Source organism: Streptomyces sp. NPDC096339, assembly GCF_044762985.1.
Lineage (GTDB): Bacteria > Actinomycetota > Actinomycetes > Streptomycetales > Streptomycetaceae > Streptomyces.
In genome coordinates this window covers 1-19,746 of record NZ_JBIWFI010000002.1, presented here as the reverse complement: position 1 = coordinate 19,746, position 19,746 = coordinate 1, and the positions used below count along the sequence as shown (strand labels likewise).

The window sequence follows — 19,746 nt, the reverse complement described above, 5'->3', positions numbered from 1 at the left end:
GTGCTGTTGGGGTGGGGGTCCGCAGGAGGGTCCCCGCAGGACGAGCGCGCAACCACGCCGAGTCGTCTCGCGGTGGCCGCAGGCGCGAGGACGAGGAGACACTCCGGAGGGCCCCCGCCCCAACCCTGCCGGTCCCGCTCCAGGACACCATCCAGCCTCGCCGGCGTTTGAGGCGCGGGGGCGCGGGGGCAGCGCCCCCGGAACGGCGCCGCACCCGGCAACGACTCGGGGCCGCGGCGCAGCCTACGGGCTAGACGTACCGTTCGAGGATCGAGGACTCCGCCAGGCGGGACAGGCCCTCACGGACACTGCGCGCACGGGCCTCGCCCACGCCGTCCACCGCCTGCAGGTCGTCGACGCTCGCGGCGAGCAGCTTCTGCAGCCCGCCGAAGTGCTCGACCAGCCGCTCGATGATGGCCCCCGGCAGCCGGGGGATCTTCGCCAGCAGGCGGTAGCCCCGCGGGGACACCGCCGAGTCCAGGGTCTCCGGCGAACCGGTGTACCCCAGCGCCCGCGCCACGATCGGCAGTTCCAGCAGCTCCGCGTGGGTCAGCGCGTCCAGCTCGGACAGCGCCTCGTCCACCGTGCGGGAACGCTTCGCCGTCGGCTCCGGCACGTAGTCCCGGATGACCAGCTCCCGCTCCTGCTCGATCCCCACCGTCAGCTCGTCCAGCTGGAGCGACAGCAGTCGCCCGTCCGTGCCCAGTTCGACCACGTACTCGGCGATCTCGGTCGCGATCCGGCGGACCATTTCCAGCCGCTGCGCGACGGCCGTCACGTCGCGCACCGTGACCAGGTCCTCGATCTCCAGCGCCGACAGCGTGCCCGCGACCTCGTCGAGGCGGAGCTTGTACCGCTCCAGCGTGGCCAGCGCCTGGTTCGCGCGGGACAGGATCGCCCCGGACTCCTCCAGCACGCGCCGCTCGCCGTCCACGTACAGCGCGATCAGCCGCATGGACTGGGAGACCGACACCACGGGGAAGCCGCACTGCTTCGAGACGCGGTCCGCGGTGCGGTGACGGGTGCCCGTCTCCTCCGTCGGGATCGACGCGTCCGGCACCAGCTGCACACCGGCCCGCAGGATCTTGGTGATGTCCTTGTCGAGGATGAGCGCGCCGTCGAGCTTGCACAGCTCGCGCAGCCGGGTCGCCGTGAACTCCACGTCCAGTACGAAACCGCCGGTGCACATCGCGTCGACGGTCTTGTCCATGCCGAGGACGATGAGCCCGCCGGTGTTGCCGCGGACGATCCGTTCGAGGCCGTCACGCAACGGCTGACCAGGGGCGACCGCGCTCAGCGAGGCACGCATCAACGCCTCGTGCTTGGAGCTCGCGCCGGACTTCCCGGGTGCTGCTGCCCCGTCCTTGGCTGCCACTGCACTCCTCCGGTCGCGGGTTGCGCCGCCTGCCTCCGGCCGGGCGGACCATCCCGAAGTCTACCGGCGCGCGCTGCGGGCCCGCCGTGGCTTGGCCAGGCGGGGCCCCGCGGAGCCCCGTACGGACGCCCTGACCAGGGGGTCCGTACGGTCGTGGAGTCGGCGGTCCGGGCCGCGGGCGTCAGTCGGCGGCCCGCTCCTTCGCGGGAGTACGGGACCGGCCGCGCGGCAGGACCCGCAGCGCGTCGCCCATGTCGGCGACCTCGATGACCTTCATCCCGGCCGGCACCTTCCCCGGGTCGGCCGGCACCAGCGCGTGCGTGAACCCGAGCCGGTGCGCCTCCGCCAGCCGCCGCTGCACGCCGGTCACGCGCCGCACCTCGCCCGCCAGCCCGACCTCCCCGATGGCCACCAGGTTCTTCGGGAGCGGGACGTCACTGGCGGCGGAGGCCAGGGCGAGCGCGATCGCCAGGTCGGCGGCGGGCTCGGTGAGCTTCACCCCGCCCACGGTCGCGCTGTAGATGTCGCGCTTGCCGAGCGCCGTGATCCGGCCGCGCTGCTCCAGCACCGCCAGCATCATCGAGACCCGCGAGGTCTCCAGACCGGAGGTGGTGCGGCGGGGGGACGGGATCTGCGAGTCGACGGTGAGCGCCTGCACCTCGGCGACCAGAGGGCGCTTGCCCTCCAGGGTCACGGTCAGGCAGGTGCCGGGAACGGCCTCGGCGCGGCGGGTCAGGAACAGCCCGCTCGGGTCGGCGAGCCCGGTGATCCCCTCGTCGTGCAGCTCGAAGCAGCCGACCTCGTCGGTGGCGCCGTACCGGTTCTTGACCCCGCGCACGAGCCGGAGCCGGGCGTGCCGGTCGCCCTCGAAGCTCAGCACCACGTCGACCAGGTGCTCCAGCAGCCGGGGGCCGGCGATGGCGCCTTCCTTCGTCACGTGGCCGACGAGGAGCGTGGACATGCCGCGCTCCTTGGAGGCCCGGATCAGCGCACCGGCCACCTCGCGGACCTGCGCCATCCCACCGGGCGCGCCGTCGATCTCGGGCGAGGCGACGGTCTGTACGGAGTCCAGGATGAGGAGGGACGGCTTCACCGCGTCCAGGTGCCCGAGCACGGCGGACAGATCGGTCTCGGCGGCCAGGTAGAGGTGGTCGCTCAGCGCGTTGATCCGGTCGGCGCGCAGCCGGACCTGGCTCGCGGACTCCTCGCCCGTGACGTACAGCGTGCGGTGCTCGTCGCTCGCCGCCTTCGCCGCGACGTCCAGCAGCAGCGTCGACTTCCCGACGCCCGGCTCCCCGGCGAGCAGCACGACGGCACCCGGCACGAGCCCGCCGCCGAGGACCCGGTCCAACTCGTCCACGCCGGTGCTGCGCGCGGTCGCCGTCCGACCGTCGACCTGCGCGATCGGCAGCGCGGCCGCCGACACCCGCCCGGCCGCGGTGGTCCGCACGGCGGGCGCGCCCATCTCCTCGACGGTGCCCCACGCCTGGCATTCGGGGCACCGGCCGAGCCATTTCGCGGTCGTCCAGCCGCACTCGGAGCAGCGGTAGGACGGCCGGTCCTTGGCGGATGAACGAGATGTACGGGCAGCCATGCCGCAACGGTAGCCGCCGGTTCTGACAGCGGGCTTCGTGCGGGGGGCACAGGCGGCCGCCCGGAGCCGTCGACACGGCGTCGGCGCCGGTGTCGGAGCCGGTGTAAGTGCCGCTGTCGGCGCCGATGTAAGTGCCGGTGTCAGTTGCCGTGTCAGTGCCGTACCGATCTGTTCACCCATAAGGGCTAAATGTGCTGAAGGCTTCCGAGGCGTCACCGGCGTGCCGCCTACGGTCGCCAGGTGAACAGCAGCCACCAGGCACACCCCTCACCGCGCACCGGCGCACACCGGGCGCACGGGCGCGCCCCTCTCGACGCGGAGCAGCCGCCCGCCTTCCGGCACGAGCCCTACCTGGACGGCCTGTTCACGTACTGCCTGTCGGTGCTGTGCGACCACGACACCGCCACCGACGTGCTCGGCGACGTCCTGGCCGTGGCCGAGCGGCACCCCGGCCGCTGCCCCCACGAGGGGGACCGGCGGGCCTGGCTGTACGCCCTCGCCCGTTGGGGCTGCCTGCGCAGGCTCGCGGAGCAACGGCGCGCGAGGCAGGGCGCGCATTCCGCCCGGCGTGCGCCGGAGCACACCGGCCACGGCCGTGCGCCGGGTGGTGACGGAGCCCCGGACACCGCGACGCCCGCGCACCGCCCGCTTGACGTCAGCGCCTACCGCCGTACCGAGCTGGCCCGCCTCGCCTGGCCGGAGGCCGCCGGCACCACGCCCGAACAGCGCGAGGCCCTCGAACTCGCCGTCCGCCACCGCCTCGGCGTCGGCGAACTCGCAGCCGTCCTCGGTACGCCCCCGGCCGCCGCCCGCGAGCTGCTGACCGGCGCCGCCTGCGAGGTGGAGCGCACCCGCGCCGCCCTCGCCGTCGTCGAGACCGGCAACTGCCCGGCGGTCTCCCGGCTCACCGGCGACGACGGGGCCGGTGGCGGGGCCGGGTTCGGAGGTGGTGCCGCCGGCGGGGGCGTGCTCCTGTCCAGCAGCCTGCGCGCCGAGCTCGTACGACACGTCGACGACTGCCCGCGGTGCCGCCGCGTCGCCGAACGCGTGGGCGCCGCGGCTCCCTGGCCCGGCTCCGGCGGTATCGACCCGGTCGGCCTCCCGCTCGTCCCGGCACCCCGTACCGCCGTCCACGCCGCGATGCTCCGCTCCGGCCGCGGCGGCCGGAGCCGCGGCCCCGGCCCGCGCTTCGACCGCACCGGCTTCCCGATGGACCCCAAGGACCGCGCCGCCCGCCGCGACCGGCTGCGCGCCCGCGCCGTGACCACCACCGTCGTCGCCACCGTCGTCGCGGCCCCGGTGCTGGCGCTGTGGGCGGCCTACCGGGGCGCGCCCAGCACCAGCGAGCCCGTCGGCGGCGCCTCCGCCCGTATCTCCGCGAGCGAGTCGGAGCTCCCGACGGCCCGTACCGACGGCCACCCGCTGGCCGCGTACGAGAACACCGGGAACACCGCCACCACCACCGGCGCCCCCGGATTCGCCCCGGGCAGCGCGGACCCCGACGTCTCCGTCGAGGTGATCAGCAGCGGCCCCCCGGTGACGGACCGGGCCGGGGTCGCCGGCCGGCTCACCGTGGCCGCGTCCTCGTACGGAAGCACCACCGTGCTCACCCTCACCGCCTCCGGGGGCGCCCCGGTGGACTGGCGGCTGTGGTCCGACGCGCCCTGGCTGCGCGCGAGCCGTACGGCGGGCACCCTGGCCCCAGGAGAATCGGTCACCCTGACCATCGCCGTGGACCCGGAGGCCCAGCCCGTGGGCGCCTGGAGGGCCCGGGTGGGCGTCGATCCGGGCGGCACCGTGGTCTCCATCCAGGGGCGGGGGCGCCCGGCACCGCAACCGACCCCGACGCCCACCGCGACCCCGACTTCCGCGCAGTCCGAGAGCCCGCGGCCGACCCCCACGCCGACTCCGACGCCGACCCCCACCCCGACGCCGTCCGAGACCCCGCCCGGGTCCCCGGCGCCGACGCCCGCCGCGAGCGAGCCGGGGCCGGGGCCGGGCGGAACGGTTTCCCCGGCCCCGGGGGCGACGCCCGCGCCGTGAGCACCGGCGCGGCGGGCGCCGGCTAGGCCGGGTCCGCCGGGTGCGGAGCCATCGGCAGGAGCGACGACAGCCGCGCCTCGCACAGCTCCACGAGGGCCGCGTAGCCCTCCTTGCCCATCAGCTCGGTCAGCTCCGCCTTGTACGACTCGTACACCGGCTTGCCGGCGCCGTGCGCGGACGTGGCCGACGTGCACCACCAGTGCAGGTCGTGGCCCCCGGGGCCCCAGCCGCGGCGGTCGTACTCGCCGATCGACACCTGGAGCACGCGGGTGTCGTCGGGCCGGTCGATCCAGTCGTACGTACGGCGGATCGGCAGCTGCCAGCACACGTCCGGCTTGGTCTCCAGCGGCTCCTTGCCCTCCCGCAGGGCGAGGATGTGCAGCGAGCAGCCGGCCCCGGCCGCGAAACCGGGCCGGTTCAGGAAGATGCAGGCGCCGTCCCAGCGGCGGGTCTGCTTCTCCCCGTCGTCGTCGAACTGCGTCCAGCCGGTCTCACTGCCGACGTCGTGGAACTGCCACAGCTCCGGCGTCAGCCGCGCCACGTGCTCGGCGACCCGCTTCTCGTCGTCCTCGTCGGAGAAGTGCGCGCCCAGCGTGCAGCAGCCGTCGTCGGCCCGGCCCGCCTGGATGCCCTGGCAGCCGCTGCCGAAGATGCAGGTCCAGCGGGAGGTCAGCCAGGTCAGGTCGCAGCGGAAGACCTGTTCCGCGTCGGCGGGGTCGGGGAACTCCACCCAGGCCCGGGGGAAGTCCAGGCCCTTCTCGTCGGCGACGCCCTGCTCGGTGTTGGTATTAGGGCTGCTCTTGGCCTTGCCCTTGCCCGCGTCCTTCTTCGACCGGGTCTTGTCGGCCTTCTTCATATTTGGCACAAACCCAAGCGTAAACGCCCCTTACGAGACCCCTGCGCGTTCGCCGCAGTAGCGTTTCCCCCTATGAGACTCGGTGTCCTGGATGTGGGTTCGAATACGGTCCACCTGCTGGTGGTGGACGCGCACCCCGGCGCGCGCCCGCTGCCCGCGCATTCGCACAAGGTGGAGATGCGGCTGGCGGAGCTGCTCGACGAGGGCGGCGCCGTCACCCCCGAGGGCATAGAGCGTCTGATCTCCGTCCTCGCCGATGCCGTGCAGGCCGCCGAGGACAAGGGCTGCGAGGACGTCCTCCCGTTCGCGACCAGCGCCGTGCGCGAGGCCACCAACGCGGACGAGGTCCTGGCGCGGGTCAAGGCCGAGGTCGGCATCGAGCTGCCCGTGCTCAGCGGCGACGACGAGGCCCGGCTGACCTTCCTGGCGGCACGCCGCTGGTTCGGCTGGTCGGCGGGGAAGCTGCTGGTCCTCGACATCGGCGGCGGTTCCCTGGAGATCGCGTTCGGCATCGACGAGGACCCGGACGCGGCCGTCTCCCTCCCGCTGGGCGCCGGCCGCCTCACGGCGGGCTGGCTCCCCGGGGACCCGCCCGACCCGCTGGACATCCGCTCCCTGCGCCGGCACGTACGGGCGGAGATCGCCCGGACCGTCGGAGAGTTCAGCCGCTTCGGTGCGCCGGACCACGTCGTGGCGACCTCGAAGACCTTCAAGCAGCTGGCGCGCATCACGGGTGCGGCGCGCTCGGCGGAGGGCCTGTACGTCCAGCGCGACCTGACCCGCAAGTCCCTGGAGGAGTGGGTCCCCCGCCTGGCCGCGATGACCACGGCCCAGCGGGCGGCCCTCCCGGGCGTCTCGGAGGGCCGGGCGAACCAGCTCCTGGCGGGTGCGCTGGTCGCGGAGGGCGCTATGGACCTGTTCGGCGTGGACGCGCTGGAAATCTGCCCGTGGGCCCTGAGGGAGGGCGTGATCCTGCGCCGCCTGGACCACCTGCCGACACCGGGAGAGCCGGTGGGGTAGCCGGTACGACCCCGCCCGGGGGGCTGCGCCCCGGCTCGCAGCCCGTTCGGCGACTGAAGACCGGAGTCCGGGCGGAGTGCCCTGCCTTCCAGCCCGTCCGGCGTTTGAGGTCCGGGGTCCGGGGTCCGGGGCGGGGCCCCACTTCCAGCCTCGCCGGCGTTTGAGGCGCGGGGTCTGGGGCGGAGCCCCGGGAAACGGAGAAAGGGCGGGGCGGGGACCAGCTACGCGCAGCGGCACCCCGGCCCGCACCCCGGCCCGGCCCGCACCCCGGCCCGGACCGGCACCCGGCCCGGACCGGCACCCGGCGCGGACCGGCACGGACCGGCACGGACCGGCACGGACCCGCCCGGCGGCAACCGCTCAGGCCGGCCCGTACTCGTCGTGGCGGCGCAGCCAGTGCGTGTCCTCGCCGTCCTCGTGGCGGCCCATCGCGGTGCGGTCGAGGAGGCCGTAGTAGGCCATCGCGGGTTCGAGGCCGCGGGCGGTGGTGACGTACGTGCGGTAGACGGTGCCGTCCGACAGGGCGTAGCAGCTCATGCCGGGGCCCTCGGTGACGTAACCGAGCACGTCCGTGCCCGTCGCCTTCGCCATCTGGGTCACGGTCGGGGGGATCTCGCCCCGGAGGAACGGTTCCAGTTCCTCCTCCGTGTACTGGAAGCCCAGGTCGCGGTGGAAGTCGCTGCCCCCGGAGGACACCCAGTCGAAGCTCCAGCCCATCCGGTCGCGGTAGGCGAGGAGCTTGCCGACGGGCGCACGCGAGGAGCAGATCAGCGTGACGTCGCGGGCCCCGAGGTGGACCGCGTTGGGGTCGAGGGTGTCCGCGATCGAGGAACAGACCGGGCAGCCGGCCTCGTACGGCGGGCCGAACATGAAGTGGTAGACGAGGAGTTGAGAGCGCCCGTCGAAGAGGTCCGCGAGCCCCTTGGTGCCCTGGGCGGTCTCGAAGACGTACTCTTTCTCGACCGGTACCCAGGGGAGCTCCCGGCGCTTGCGCGCGAGCTCGTCGCCGCGGCGGGTGAGTTCTTTCTCCTCCACGAGCAGTTCCCGGCGGGCTGCCTCGAATTCCTCCCGGGTGCCGATGCTGTGCTCGGGCATGGCCTTTCCCTCCTGTGCTGGAGCGAGCAGAAGACCGCATCGCCGAGGGTGATCGCCCGCAGGGCCGGCAGTGCCCGTACGGGCTTGCCCGTTCGGCCGCATTTCCACCGTACGCGCGCGGGACCGGGTGGGCCTCGGGGTGAGGAAAGCCATCCCGCCCGGGCCCGCCGAGCCCCGTACGCTGTCTCCGTGGCAGAACCAGTCCGTGTCCCGACCGCGAAAGTCGCCCTTTCCACCGCCTCCGTCTACCCGGAGTCGACGGCGACCGCCTTCGAGATCGCCGCGCGCCTCGGCTACGACGGCGTCGAGGTCATGGTGTGGACGGACCCGGTCAGCCAGGACGTGGACGCCCTGCGGCGGCTGTCGGAGCAGCACCAGGTGCCGATCCTCGCCGTGCACGCGCCCTGCCTGCTGATCACCCAGAGGGTGTGGTCGACGGATCCCTGGACGAAGCTGCAGCGGGCGCAGGCCGCCGCCGAGCGGCTGGGGGCGAGCACCGTGGTCGTGCATCCGCCCTTTCGATGGCAGCGGCAGTACGCGCGGGAGTTCGTGGCCGGGATCTGGCGGATGGCCGACGAGACCGATGTGCGGTTCGCCGTCGAGAACATGTATCCGTGGCGGTACCGGGACCGCGAGATGCTCGCCTACGCGCCCGAGTGGGACGTCACCAAGGACGACTACCGGCACTTCACCGTCGACCTCTCCCACACGGCGACGGCGCGGACCGACGCCACCGCGATGATCGACCGGATGGGCGACCGGCTGGCCCACGTGCACCTCGCCGACGGAAACGGTTCGGCGAAGGACGAGCACCTGGTCCCCGGGCGCGGTACGCAGCCGTGCGCGGAGCTGCTGGAACGCCTCGCCCGGTCCTCCTTCGACGGGCACGTGGTGATCGAGGTGAACACGCGGCGGGCCATGTCCTCGGCGGAGCGGGAGGCCGATCTCGCCGAAGCGCTGGCCTTCACACGCCTGCACCTGGCGACGACCGCGACGACCGCGACGACCGCGACGACCGCGACGGCCCGCCGGCACGAGGCCCGGCGCCCATGAGCGAACCCGTGAAGCGGCGCCGGGGTCCCGGCCGGCCGCGCCAGGACGAGGCCGACGACGGCCCCGGCACCCAGGAGCGCATCCGGCTCGCAGCCCGGGAGGTGTTCGCGGAACGCGGGTACGACAAGACGTCCGTGCGCGGCATCGCGAAGGTGGCCGGCGTGGACCCGGCCCTGGTGCACCACTACTTCGGCAGCAAGGAAGACCTCTTCGCCGCCGCCATCGAGGTGAGCATGGAGCCCGCCCTGGTGGTTCCGGCGATCCTCGGTGAGGGGCCGGAGGGCATCGGGGAGCGGCTCGCCCGCTATTTCCTGGGGGTGTGGGAGAACCCGGTCACCCGGGTCCCGCTGCTCGCGGTCATCCGTTCCGCGCTCACCCACGAAGCCGCGGCGAAGGTGCTGCGGGGGCTGGTGCTGCGCCGGGTGCTGGAGCGGGTGGCCGTCGAGCTCGACGTGCCCGATCCGACGTTCCGGGCGGAGCTGGCCGCCTCGCACATGGTCGGCATCGCGATCCTGCGGTACGTGGTCCGGGTCGAGCCGCTGGCCTCGGCGGACCCGGAGGCCATCGTGACCCTCGTGGCCCCCACCCTGCAGCGGTACCTGACCGAGGCGTGAACCTGCCCGAAGAGTGACCCTCTCGTCCCGAGATCCGGACGAGCTGTCCGGATCCCGAGCGGTGGGCGTAGCCTCGTAGCTGAGCCATATCCGCAGTCGCGGCTGACCGTACAGCCGCACTCATGGGGAGTGAACCATGCCCGAGCTGAGGTCCCGCACCGTCACCCACGGCCGCAACATGGCGGGCGCACGCGCCCTAATGCGTGCCTCGGGCGTAGCGAGCGAGGACATCGGCAAGCCGATCATCGCGGTCGCCAACTCGTTCACCGAGTTCGTCCCCGGGCACACGCACCTGGCGCCGGTCGGCCGCATCGTCTCCGACGCGATCCGCGCCGCCGGTGCCATCCCGCGCGAGTTCAACACGATCGCCGTCGACGACGGCATCGCCATGGGCCACGCCGGCATGCTCTACTCCCTGCCCTCCCGCGACCTGATCGCGGACAGCGTGGAGTACATGGTCGAGGCGCACTGCGCCGACGCCCTGATCTGCATCTCCAACTGCGACAAGATCACCCCCGGCATGCTGATGGCCGCCATGCGCCTCAACATCCCGGTCGTGTTCGTGTCCGGCGGCCCGATGGAGGCCGGCCAGGCGACGCTGGTGGACGGCACCGTCCGCAAGCTCGACCTGATCGACGCCATGGTCGACGCGGCGAACGAGAACGTCTCCGACGAGGACGTGCTGCGCATCGAGGAGAACGCCTGTCCCACCTGTGGCAGCTGTTCCGGCATGTTCACCGCCAACTCGATGAACTGCCTCGCCGAGGCCATCGGCCTGGCCCTGCCGGGCAACGGCTCGGTCCTCGCCACGCACACCGCCCGCCGCGCCCTGTACGAGGACGCCGGCCGCACGATCGTCGAGATCACCAAGCGCCACTACGAGCAGGACGACTACTCCGTCCTGCCGCGCTCCATCGCCTCCCGTGAGGCCTTCGAGAACGCCATGGCCCTCGACATCGCCATGGGCGGCTCCACCAACACGATCCTGCACCTGCTGGCCGCGGCCCAGGAAGCGGGTCTGGACTACGACCTCAAGGACATCGACGCCGTCTCGCGCCGTGTCCCGTGCCTGGCGAAGGTCGCGCCGAACGTGGCGCCCGGCGGCACCTACTACATGGAGGACATCCACCGGGCCGGCGGCATCCCCGCCATCCTGGGCGAGCTGCACCGCGGCGGCCTCCTGAACAAGGACGTCACCTCCGTCCACTCCACCAACCTGGAGGACTGGCTGGCGAAGTGGGACGCCCGCTCCGGCACCGCCTCCGAGGTGGCCATGGAGCTGTGGCACGCGGCCCCCGGCTGCGTCCGCTCCGCCACCGCCTTCTCCCAGTCCGAGCGCTGGGAGAGCCTCGACCTCGACGCCGAGGGCGGCTGCATCCGCTCCGTCCAGCACGCGTACTCCAAGGACGGCGGCCTGGCCGTCCTCAAGGGCAACCTCGCCGTCGACGGCTGCGTCGTCAAGACGGCCGGCGTCGACGAGTCGATCTGGACGTTCGAGGGCCCGGCGGTCGTCTGCGAGTCGCAGGACGAGGCCGTCGACAAGATCCTCCGCAAGGAGATCAAGGCGGGCGACGTCGTCGTCATCCGCTACGAGGGCCCGCGCGGCGGCCCCGGCATGCAGGAGATGCTCTACCCGACCTCCTTCCTCAAGGGCCGCGGCCTCGGCAAGGTCTGCGCCCTGGTGACGGACGGCCGGTTCTCCGGCGGCACCTCGGGCCTCTCCATCGGCCACGCCTCCCCGGAGGCGGCCTCGGGCGGCAACATCGCGGTCGTGGAGGACGGCGACCGGATCCGCATCGACATCCCGAACCGCACGATCGAGCTCCTGGTGGACGAGGCCACGCTGGCGGCCCGCCACGAGGCCCTGGGCGGCGTCTACGCCCCGAAGGACCGCGACCGCACGGTCTCGGCGGCCCTGCGCGCGTACGCCGCGATGGCCACCAGCGCCGACAAGGGCGCGGTCCGCGACGTGTCCCGCCTGGGCTGACCCGCCGCACTGCCTCCGAACCCCGCCGGGCGCATCACCACCCGGCGGGGTTCGCCGCGTCCACGGCGAACACGGTCCCGTCGGGCGCGGCCCCGAACACCCGGCCGTCGGCGACGACGGGGGCGGGGATCGTGGCGGTGTAGGTGCCCTTGCCGTTGCCCATGCGCGGGTTCGTCTGCCCGACCAGCCGTCCGTTCGCGGCATCGATGCCGAGCAGCCGCCCGTCGGCCGCCATCGCGTACACGCGCCCGTTGTCGGCGACGGGGCGGGAGGCTGCGCTCACGGCGGTCTCCAGCCGCCAGAGCTCCTTGTCGGGGCCGATGGCTGTCAGAGCGCCCGAGATCGCGATGACGTAGACCACCCCGTTCGGTCCGACGGTGGCCTCGGCCTGCGATTGCGGGACCGAGAGCGCGGTACGCCGCACCGCGTGCGTACCCAGATCGATGCGCACGACTTCGCCCGTCTTGTCGTGAGCGTCGATCGACGTCAGATACAGCCCGCCTTGCGCCGTACCGAGGGGATTGAGTGTTCCCGATGCATGGACTTGCCACTGCAGGGTGCCGCTCACCGGGTCGAACGCCGAGACCTGCGACGAGGCACCGTCAGGGGAGCGCGTCGAGACGTACAGGTGGCGACCGCCGTTCGGCTGCTCCGGACCGACGGCCCACAGGGCCCCCGTTCCTCCGAGACGCTTGGACCAGGCCGTCTTTCCGGTAGCCGAGTCGACTGCCGTGGCGTTCCCGGAATCGGTGACGAGAAGAACTTTCTGGCCGCACGGCACCGTCCGCGTGCCCTGCGGTAGATCCTTGTGCCACCGCAGCGCACCAGTCACCGGATCCATTGCCTGGAGTACTCCACTTCCCGTGGCCACGGAGAGCAGTAGGTCTCCGCTCGCGACGGGTGCGGTGGAGGTGGCCCCTGGGGTACGGGCACTCGCGGCCGGCGTCGGTACCGTCCAGCTCGCAGTCCCGTCGGCAGGGTTCAGTCGGGCCGCAAGGACGCCGGGTGCGGAACAGTAGAGGGCGCCGGGTGCCCACGAACAGGCCGCTACCGCGTTCCCCTGCCCGGAGCCCCCGACCACGGCGGACCACGGCGTGCGCGCCGCCAGGTCCGCTCCCCGCGCGGGCGCCTCGTGACGGGAGACCGCCCGTTCCTTGTCGCCCCCGGTCGACCCGAATTGTGCGTAGGCCCCGGCGGCCCCACCCGTCAGCAGCACCGTGACAGCCGTCGCAGTGGCAAGACGCCGGGTCCTGCGGGCCGGGTTGGTTCCGGTGGAGGGAAGGCGTACCCGTCGGTGGGTGTCCTCCTCGGCACTACTCGGCTTCGACTCGTCGACCAGCGGCCGTCGCGGCTGGGGGATGAACGCGCGCGTTTGCTCGCCCGTCGGATACGCGGCGGCCCGCAGTTCGAGGAGCAGCGCGCCGGGCGTGGGCCGGTCGGCCGGATCCTTCGCGAGGCACCGGGCGACGATCGGCGCGAGCGAGGGCGGCACACCGGTGAGGTCGGGTTCGTTGTGGACCACCTGGTACGCGACCAGGTAGTGGCTGTCGGAGTCGAACGGCCCGTGCCCGGTCAGCGCGTGCACCAGTACGGAGCCCATCGCGAACACGTCCGCGGCCGGCCCCACCTCCTTCGGCCGCTGGAACTGCTCGGGGGCCATGAAGGGCGGTGTCCCGATCAGCTTTCCGGTCTCGGTCCGCAGATCGCTGTCGGCGGGCCGCGAGATCCCGAAGTCGATGACCCGGACCCCGTCGGGTGCCATCAGGACGTTGCTGGGCTTCAGATCGCGGTGCACGACCCCCACCCGGTGAATGTCCCGCAGTGCCTCCGCCAGCCCGGCACCGAGCCGGGCCGCCTCGGCGGCGTCGAGTGGCCGTTCCCGTACCCGGTCGGCGAGGGTCGGGGCGTCGATGAACAGGGTGGCCATCCAGGGCCGTTCGGCATCCGGGTCCGCGTCCACGACGGGCGCGGTGAAGGCCCCGCTCACCCGTCGCGCGGCCGCGACCTCCTGCCGGAAGCGGGCCCTGAACTCCGGATCCACCGCGTGCTCGGCGTGTACGACCTTGACCGCGAGCCGCAGCCCGGAGTCGGAGGTGGCCAAATGCACCACGCCCATGCCGCCGGAACCCAGCACCGATTCCAGCCGGTACTGCCCGGCGTATTCCGGAAACCCGGCCCGTTCCGCACGCAGTGAGTGCACCGCCGACCACCCCCGCCGGAGCCTAGTCGATGGCTCATATGAATCGGGAAGGTCCTGCTACCCTGCGCGAGTTGCGGAGCGTCACGCTCAAGGGGGAGATTTCGTATGTCGGTTGAGAACGAACTGAATGGCCTGGACGAGGTCCAGAGCCTTGCCGGAGACTCGGGCTACGACTCCTATCCGGTCGCACCCGGCGTCCAACTGAAGGTGCGCAGCGGACCCGGCACGAATTACTCGGTGGTCAGGGTCCTGACGCTCGGAGCGTGGGTCACGATCCGCTGCCAGTGCGAGGGCACCACGATCTCGGGCCCGTACGGCACCACGAACCTCTGGGACTGCATCGGCAACGGCCAGTTCGTCTCCGACGCGTACGTCAAGACGGGCAGCTCAGGCTACGTCGCCGCCCACTGCGGCTGATTTCCAGGGCGAACGTAACGATCACCAGACGACGCATGCTCGGCCTCGGCGGCGCCGTCGTGGCCATGGCCCCGGCCATCGCGCTGGCTTCGGCCGGCGAGGCCATCGCCGACGCGGGGCTGACGACGTACCCGCTCGCGCCCGGCTACCGGGTCAACGTCCGCAGCGGCCCGGGCACCAACTGCTCGATCGTCGACGTGCTGCCGGAGGGCGGGTACGTCACGATCCGCTGCCAGGGCCCCGGCACGTGGGTCTCGGGCCCGTACGGCACCACCGACCTCGGGGACTGCACCGGCAACGGCCGGTTCATCTCGGACGCTACGTGAAGACGGGCAGCGACGGCTACGTGGCCAACCGCTGCGGCTGAGGGACCGGGCTCCCGGCCGTCTCTTCCCGACCCTGCCCGACCCGCGCCGCCCCGACACCGGCGACGCGGGCTCGACCGGCAAGCTCCGAAGGAGACGGCCCAGGCCCCACCCGGCCCCCGTCTGACACGTGAGACACACCCCGCCCGACCGGCCCGGCGAGGGATAATCGCTGGTGTGAGCGACGACGACCAGCGAGACCAGAGCACCCCCGCCGAGCCGGCCGCGCAGGCCCCGGCCCCGGCGCCCGCGGCGCCCACCGCGCCCACCGGCCCCGAGCCCGAGGCGATCCGCTTCTTCGGCACCACCTGGGTGAACCACGACGGCGGCTACGCCCTGCGCCGCGCCGGCCTGGCCATCGGCTCGCTCCTCGCCGCGGCCGCCGCCGCGTACCTGCTCCGCCTCGCCTACGAGGGCCTGGAGATCGGCGACGTCGGCCCGTTCCTCAGCATCTCCGTCGTCGTCCTCTTCGCGATCGCCAGCGCCATCGCCTTCGCCAAGACCTGGGAATCCTTCGGCCGCCGCCCCGCCCCGTCCTCCGACGAGGCCGCCCTCAAGGGCCTCAAGGCGATCGGTTTCATCGGCTCCCTCATCGCGTACTTCCTGCGCTCCCTCACCGAAGCCCCCGGCGAGAAGCTCCGCCGCACCGAGTACGAGCGGGCCAAGACCGAGTTCGAGCGCCGCCGCAGCTCTCGCACGGGCAACCCCGCCGCGCGCCGCCCCAAGCGCAAGAAGTAGCGCAAAGCGCACCCGAAGCGCACCCGAAGCGCGCTCCCGCCAAGCCCGCCAAGCCCGCACCCCCCGGCCGATTGACGCCCTGGCACAGCCAGGAGCATTATTCATCACATGATGAATAACCCGCGCGACGGGGCCGGGGCGCCCCCGGACCCAGCCGTCCATGCCGTCCACGCACTCCACGCCGTCCACGCCCACGCCCTCACCGTCCGCCGCGGCACCGGCCGCGCCCCGCGCACCGTCCTCGACGACATCGCCTTCGACGTCCCCCGCGGCCGCATCACCGGCCTCCTCGGCCCCTCCGGCTGCGGCAAATCCACCCTCATGCGCGCCGTCGTCGGCACCCAGGCCCACGTCACCGGCACCCTCGACGTCCTCGGCCGCCCCGCCGGCCACCCCGAGCTGCGCTCCCGCATCGGCTACGTCACCCAGGCGCCCTCCGTCTACGACGACCTCACCGTCCGGCAGAACCTCGACTACTTCGCCGCGATCCTCGACCCCGGCCGGTCGGCGGCGGAACGCCGCGCCGCCGCCGTACAGCGGGCCATCACCGACGTCGACCTCACCACCCGCGCCGACGCCCTCGCCGGAAACCTCTCCGGCGGCCAGCGCAGCCGCGTCTCCCTCGCCGTCGCCCTGCTCGGCACCCCCGAGCTGCTCGTCCTCGACGAACCCACCGTCGGCCTCGACCCCGTCCTGCGCCGCGACCTGTGGAACCTCTTCCACGACATCGCCGCCACCCGAGGCGCCACGATCCTGGTCTCCTCCCACGTCATGGACGAAGCCGAGCGCTGCCACGACCTGCTCCTCATGCGCGAGGGCCGCATCCTCGCGCAGGACACCCCCGACGCACTCCGCAGCCGTACCGGCTCCGACACCGTCGAAGAGGGCTTCCTCCGCCTCGTGGACGAAGCGAACGCACGAGCCAACGCCCTCGCCAAGGAGACCCAGCGATGAACGGCGCCCGCACCCTCGCCACCGCAGGCCGCGTCCTGCGCCAGCTCCGCCACGACCCGCGCTCCATCGCGCTGATGCTGCTGGTCCCCGTCCTGATGCTGACCCTGCTGCGCTTCGTCTTCGACGGCAGCCCCCGCACCTTCGACGGCATCGGCGCGTCACTCCTCGGGATCTTCCCCCTCATCACCATGTTCCTGGTGACCTCCATCGCTACCCTCCGCGAGCGCACCTCCGGCACCCTCGAACGCCTCCTCGCCATGCCGCTGGGCAAGGGCGACCTCATCGCCGGCTACGCCCTCGCCTTCGGCGCCGTCGCCGTGGTCCAGTCCCTCCTCGCCACCGGCCTCGCCCTCTGGCTGCTCGGCCTCGACGTCATCGGCTCGCCCTGGCTGCTCCTGCTCGTCGCCCTCCTCGACGCCCTGCTCGGCACGGCCCTCGGCCTCTTCGTCTCCGCCTTCGCCGCCTCGGAGTTCCAGGCCGTCCAGTTCATGCCGGCGGTGATCTTCCCCCAGCTGCTGCTGTGCGGCCTGTTCGCGGCCCGCAGCACCATGCACCCGGTCCTCGAAGGCATCTCGGACGTCCTGCCCATGTCGTACGCCGTCGACGGCATGACCCAGGTCCTCACCCACACCGACATGACCGCCGACTTCGTCCGCGACGCCGTGATCGTCGCCGCCTGCGCCCTGCTCGTACTCGCCCTCGGCGCGGCCACCCTCCGCCGCCGCACGCCTTGACCGCACTCCGGACACTCCCGCCCGCTCCCCGGCCCGGGTGCAAGGATGTGTGACACAGTCAAGAACAGTTCGGCGAGGTGAATCGGGCATGACCCAGACAGTGGCAGTCCTCGGTACCGGCAAGATCGGCGAGGCCCTGCTCAGCGGAATGATCCGCGGCGGCCGGCCCGCCTCGAAGCTCCTCGTCACCGCTCGCCGCGCCGAACGCGCCGAGGAGCTCAGCAGCCGCTACGGCGTCGAGGCGGTCTCCAACGCCGAGGCCGCCAAGCGCGCCGACACCCTCATCCTCACCGTCAAGCCGCAGGACATGGGCAAGCTCCTCGAAGAGCTCGCCCCGCACGTCCCCGCCGACCGCCTGGTCATCAGCGGCGCCGCGGGCATCCCCACCTCCTTCTTCGAGGAACGGCTCGCCCCCGGCACTCCCGTCGTCCGCGTCATGACGAACACCCCCGCCCTCGTCGACGAGGCGATGTCCGTCATCTCGGCCGGCAGCCACGCCACCGCCGAGCACCTCGCCCACACCGAGGAGATCTTCGGCGGGGTCGGCAAGACCCTGCGCGTCCCCGAGTCCCAGCAGGACGCGGCCACCGCGCTCTCCGGCTCCGGGCCCGCGTACTTCTACTACCTCGTCGAGGCGATGACCGACGCCGGCATCCTCCTCGGCCTGCCCCGCGCCCAGGCCCACGACCTGATCGTCCAGGCCGCGATCGGCGCCGCCGTCATGCTCCGCGACAGCGGCGAGCACCCGGTCAAGCTCCGCGAGGCCGTCACCTCCCCGGCCGGTACGACCATCAACGCCATCGTCGAGCTGGAGAAGCACGGGGTACGCGCCGCCCTGATCGCAGCCCTCGAAGCCGCCCGGGACCGCAGCCGCGAACTCGCCGGCGGCAGCAGCTGACCGGAGACGACCCGACGGCAGGGCCCGGCACCGCCGGGCCCTGCCGCATTCCCGCCCACTCCTTCAGGGCGCCAGCAGCCCGATGGCCCGGTACGCCCGGTCCACCACCGGTCGCGCGATGGCCCGGGCCCGCCCGGCTCCCTCCCGCAGCACCCGCTCCACCTCGCCCGGATCGGCAGCCAGCTCCGCGTGCCGTTCCCGCAGGGGCCGCAGCAGCTCCACCACCGCCTCGGCGACATCCCGCTTCAGCGGCCCGTACTGGCCGTACCGCGAGGCGAGCTTCTCCGGTTCCCCACCGGTACAGGCGGCCAGGATGTCCAGCAGGTTCGCCACCCCCGGCCGGGCGGCCCGGTCGTAGACCACCCCGCTGTCCCCGCTGTCCGTCACGGCCCGCATCACCTTCTTGGTGATCACCGCCGGTTCATCGAGCAGGTAGACGATCCCGGCGCCGTTCTCGGCGGACTTCCCCATCTTCGAGGTGGGCTGCTGGAGGTCCATGACCCGCGCGGCGACCGCCGGAACCCTGGCCTTGGGCACGGTGAAGGCACGTCCGTACCGCTGGTTGAACCGCACCGCCAGATCCCGGGTCAGCTCCACGTGCTGCCGCTGGTCCTCACCCACCGGTACCTCGTCCGCCCCGTACGCCAGGATGTCGGCCGCCATCAGCACGGGATACGTCAGCAGTGACAGCCGTACCCCCTGCCCCGAGGCCTCGGCCTTCGCCGCCTTCTCCCGGTACTGGATCATCCGCCGCAGCTCCCCGTCGGTGGCGGTGCACTCCAGCAGGTACGACAGTCGGGTGTGCTCGTCGACATGGCTCTGTACGAAGAGGGTGCACCGCCGCGGATCCAGCCCGGCGGCGAGGAACAGCGTCGCGGCCTGCCTGCTGAGCCGGCCCACCCGCGCCGGATCGTGCTCGGTGGTCAGCGCGTGCAGATCCACGACGCAGAACAGCGCGTCCCCGGCCGGCTGCTCGGTCGCGACCCACTGCCGGATGGCCCCCAGGTAGTTGCCCAGCGTCAGATGCCCCGACGGCGTGATCCCGCTGAAGACCCTCGTCATGTCCTGCTCTCCCTTGTGTGAGTGGTGGTGTCCAAGCCGCCGCGTCGGGCGACCGAGCCACTCCCGGGAGGGGAGAAACAGAAACGGCCGCCGAAGCGGCGGCCGTGAGCGCATGCGTGCTCGCGTGGAAGGTCGGCCGCCGTCAGGCGGCCCACCAGCGAAGGCTGAGCGTGAGCGCATGCGTAGTCATGCACCGAGGGTAGAGGGCACGAGGTGAAGACGTCGTGAGGTTTCGCCACCCCGCGCGGCCCTCCCCGCCGGGCCGGTCAGCCGGGGGTTGACACAGGTGTCCCAGGTCCGTAAGGTTCTTCGAGTTGTCCGACGTGAGCGCCGACTCCGGTCGGTCCCCGGACAGCCATCCCGCACTACACATTCGAACGAAACGACGCACTTCGTCGTCTCGTTTTCATGCGTATTTGCGAATGAGGAATCCGCGTCCGAGGGCGCAGCCGCCGATTAGGTCGGGGGCAAGGAATCCGCTACTGTCTCACTCGCCGGAAGGGCCCAACAGCCTCGAAGGCAAAGCCCGCTGACTGGGAGTCAGGCCCGAAAGGATCTGATAGAGTCGGAAACGCCGGAAAGGGAAAACGCGAAAGCGAAGAACCTGGAAAGCGAGCGAGAAAGACTCTGATAGAGTCTGGAACGTAAGACAGCAGAACGAAAGCCCGGAGGAAAGCCCGAGAGGGTGAGTACAAAGGAAGCGTCCGTTCCTTGAGAACTCAACAGCGTGCCAAAAATCAA

General features: G+C 72.4%; 18 protein-coding genes. 11 read left to right on the top strand and 7 right to left on the bottom strand.

The window, feature by feature from the left end; genetic code table 11:
* Nucleotides 1-250: 250 nt before the first annotated feature.
* Together disA and radA are read right to left on the bottom strand one after the other, a co-directional pair.
* Entirely contained in the window at nt 251-1,375 is a 1,125-nt protein-coding gene (gene disA / locus ACIQ5Y_RS03380) for a DNA integrity scanning diadenylate cyclase DisA (protein WP_403874533.1), read from the bottom strand.
* A gap of 181 nt (nt 1,376-1,556) precedes the next feature.
* Nucleotides 1,557-2,969, bottom strand: coding sequence for a DNA repair protein RadA (radA, locus tag ACIQ5Y_RS03375; protein ID WP_384756101.1), 1,413 nt, complete (start codon nt 2,967-2,969; stop codon nt 1,557-1,559).
* Between the two features lie 240 nt (nt 2,970-3,209).
* Here radA and ACIQ5Y_RS03370 point away from each other — a divergent pair, with 240 nt between their 5' ends.
* Nucleotides 3,210-5,012, top strand: coding sequence for a hypothetical protein (locus tag ACIQ5Y_RS03370; RefSeq protein WP_403874531.1), 1,803 nt, complete (start codon nt 3,210-3,212; stop codon nt 5,010-5,012).
* 22 nt (nt 5,013-5,034) lie between these two features.
* On the opposite strand, the gene ACIQ5Y_RS03365 is transcribed toward ACIQ5Y_RS03370, so the two are convergent.
* Complete coding sequence (locus ACIQ5Y_RS03365) at nt 5,035-5,877, bottom strand: hypothetical protein (protein ID WP_403874529.1); 843 nt, start codon at nt 5,875-5,877, stop codon at nt 5,035-5,037.
* Nucleotides 5,878-5,940: 63 nt separating this feature from the next.
* On the opposite strand from ACIQ5Y_RS03365, the gene ACIQ5Y_RS03360 reads away from it, so the two are divergent.
* Complete coding sequence (locus ACIQ5Y_RS03360) at nt 5,941-6,888, top strand: Ppx/GppA family phosphatase (protein ID WP_403874527.1); 948 nt, start codon at nt 5,941-5,943, stop codon at nt 6,886-6,888.
* A gap of 360 nt (nt 6,889-7,248) precedes the next feature.
* Here the strand turns inward: ACIQ5Y_RS03360 and ACIQ5Y_RS03355 are convergent, their stop codons facing one another.
* A complete protein-coding gene (locus tag ACIQ5Y_RS03355; protein ID WP_403874525.1) occupies nt 7,249-7,983 on the bottom strand; it encodes a DUF899 domain-containing protein in 735 nt (244 codons plus the stop codon).
* Between the two features lie 189 nt (nt 7,984-8,172).
* Here ACIQ5Y_RS03355 and ACIQ5Y_RS03350 point away from each other — a divergent pair, with 189 nt between their 5' ends.
* From ACIQ5Y_RS03350 to ilvD, 3 genes are all read left to right on the top strand, one after another.
* Entirely contained in the window at nt 8,173-9,036 is an 864-nt protein-coding gene (locus ACIQ5Y_RS03350; RefSeq protein ID WP_403874523.1) for a sugar phosphate isomerase/epimerase family protein, read from the top strand.
* Nucleotides 9,033-9,650, top strand: a complete 618-nt coding sequence (locus ACIQ5Y_RS03345) for a TetR family transcriptional regulator (protein ID WP_384756668.1) — start codon at nt 9,033-9,035, stop codon at nt 9,648-9,650. The genes ACIQ5Y_RS03350 and ACIQ5Y_RS03345 overlap by 4 nt, the downstream gene beginning before the upstream one ends.
* 136 nt (nt 9,651-9,786) lie before the next feature.
* Nucleotides 9,787-11,637: a dihydroxy-acid dehydratase gene (ilvD, locus tag ACIQ5Y_RS03340; RefSeq protein WP_403874521.1), complete on the top strand. Its 1,851-nt coding sequence runs from the start codon at nt 9,787-9,789 to the stop codon at nt 11,635-11,637.
* 34 nt (nt 11,638-11,671) lie between these two features.
* On the opposite strand, the gene ACIQ5Y_RS03335 is transcribed toward ilvD, so the two are convergent.
* Nucleotides 11,672-13,837, bottom strand: coding sequence for a serine/threonine-protein kinase (locus ACIQ5Y_RS03335; protein ID WP_403874519.1), 2,166 nt, complete (start codon nt 13,835-13,837; stop codon nt 11,672-11,674).
* 105 nt (nt 13,838-13,942) lie between these two features.
* Here ACIQ5Y_RS03335 and ACIQ5Y_RS03330 point away from each other — a divergent pair, with 105 nt between their 5' ends.
* The 6 genes from ACIQ5Y_RS03330 to proC all read left to right on the top strand — a co-directional run bounded on the left by ACIQ5Y_RS03330 (nt 13,943) and on the right by proC (nt 17,943).
* Nucleotides 13,943-14,254, top strand: a complete 312-nt coding sequence (locus ACIQ5Y_RS03330; protein WP_403874517.1) for a peptidase — start codon at nt 13,943-13,945, stop codon at nt 14,252-14,254.
* A gap of 35 nt (nt 14,255-14,289) precedes the next feature.
* Nucleotides 14,290-14,580, top strand: coding sequence for a peptidase (locus ACIQ5Y_RS03325; RefSeq protein ID WP_403874515.1), 291 nt, complete (start codon nt 14,290-14,292; stop codon nt 14,578-14,580).
* Nucleotides 14,581-14,796: 216 nt separating this feature from the next.
* Nucleotides 14,797-15,357 (top strand): hypothetical protein, encoded by a 561-nt coding sequence (locus tag ACIQ5Y_RS03320; RefSeq protein ID WP_403874513.1) that lies wholly within the window; start codon nt 14,797-14,799, stop codon nt 15,355-15,357.
* Between the two features lie 108 nt (nt 15,358-15,465).
* Nucleotides 15,466-16,311 carry an ABC transporter ATP-binding protein gene (locus ACIQ5Y_RS03315; RefSeq protein ID WP_403874511.1) on the top strand — a complete coding sequence of 282 codons (846 nt, stop codon included), beginning with the start codon at nt 15,466-15,468 and terminating at the stop codon, nt 16,309-16,311.
* Nucleotides 16,308-17,045, top strand: coding sequence for an ABC transporter permease (locus ACIQ5Y_RS03310; protein ID WP_403874509.1), 738 nt, complete (start codon nt 16,308-16,310; stop codon nt 17,043-17,045). The genes ACIQ5Y_RS03315 and ACIQ5Y_RS03310 overlap by 4 nt, the downstream gene beginning before the upstream one ends.
* A gap of 88 nt (nt 17,046-17,133) precedes the next feature.
* Nucleotides 17,134-17,943 carry a pyrroline-5-carboxylate reductase gene (gene proC, locus ACIQ5Y_RS03305; RefSeq protein ID WP_403874507.1) on the top strand — a complete coding sequence of 270 codons (810 nt, stop codon included), beginning with the start codon at nt 17,134-17,136 and terminating at the stop codon, nt 17,941-17,943.
* 63 nt (nt 17,944-18,006) lie between these two features.
* On the opposite strand, the gene trpS is transcribed toward proC, so the two are convergent.
* Nucleotides 18,007-19,005, bottom strand: coding sequence for a tryptophan--tRNA ligase (gene trpS / locus ACIQ5Y_RS03300; protein ID WP_403874505.1), 999 nt, complete (start codon nt 19,003-19,005; stop codon nt 18,007-18,009).
* Nucleotides 19,006-19,545: 540 nt separating this feature from the next.
* A partial coding sequence (locus ACIQ5Y_RS03295; protein WP_403874503.1) for a hypothetical protein occupies nt 19,546-19,746 on the bottom strand: 201 nt, incomplete at its 5' end.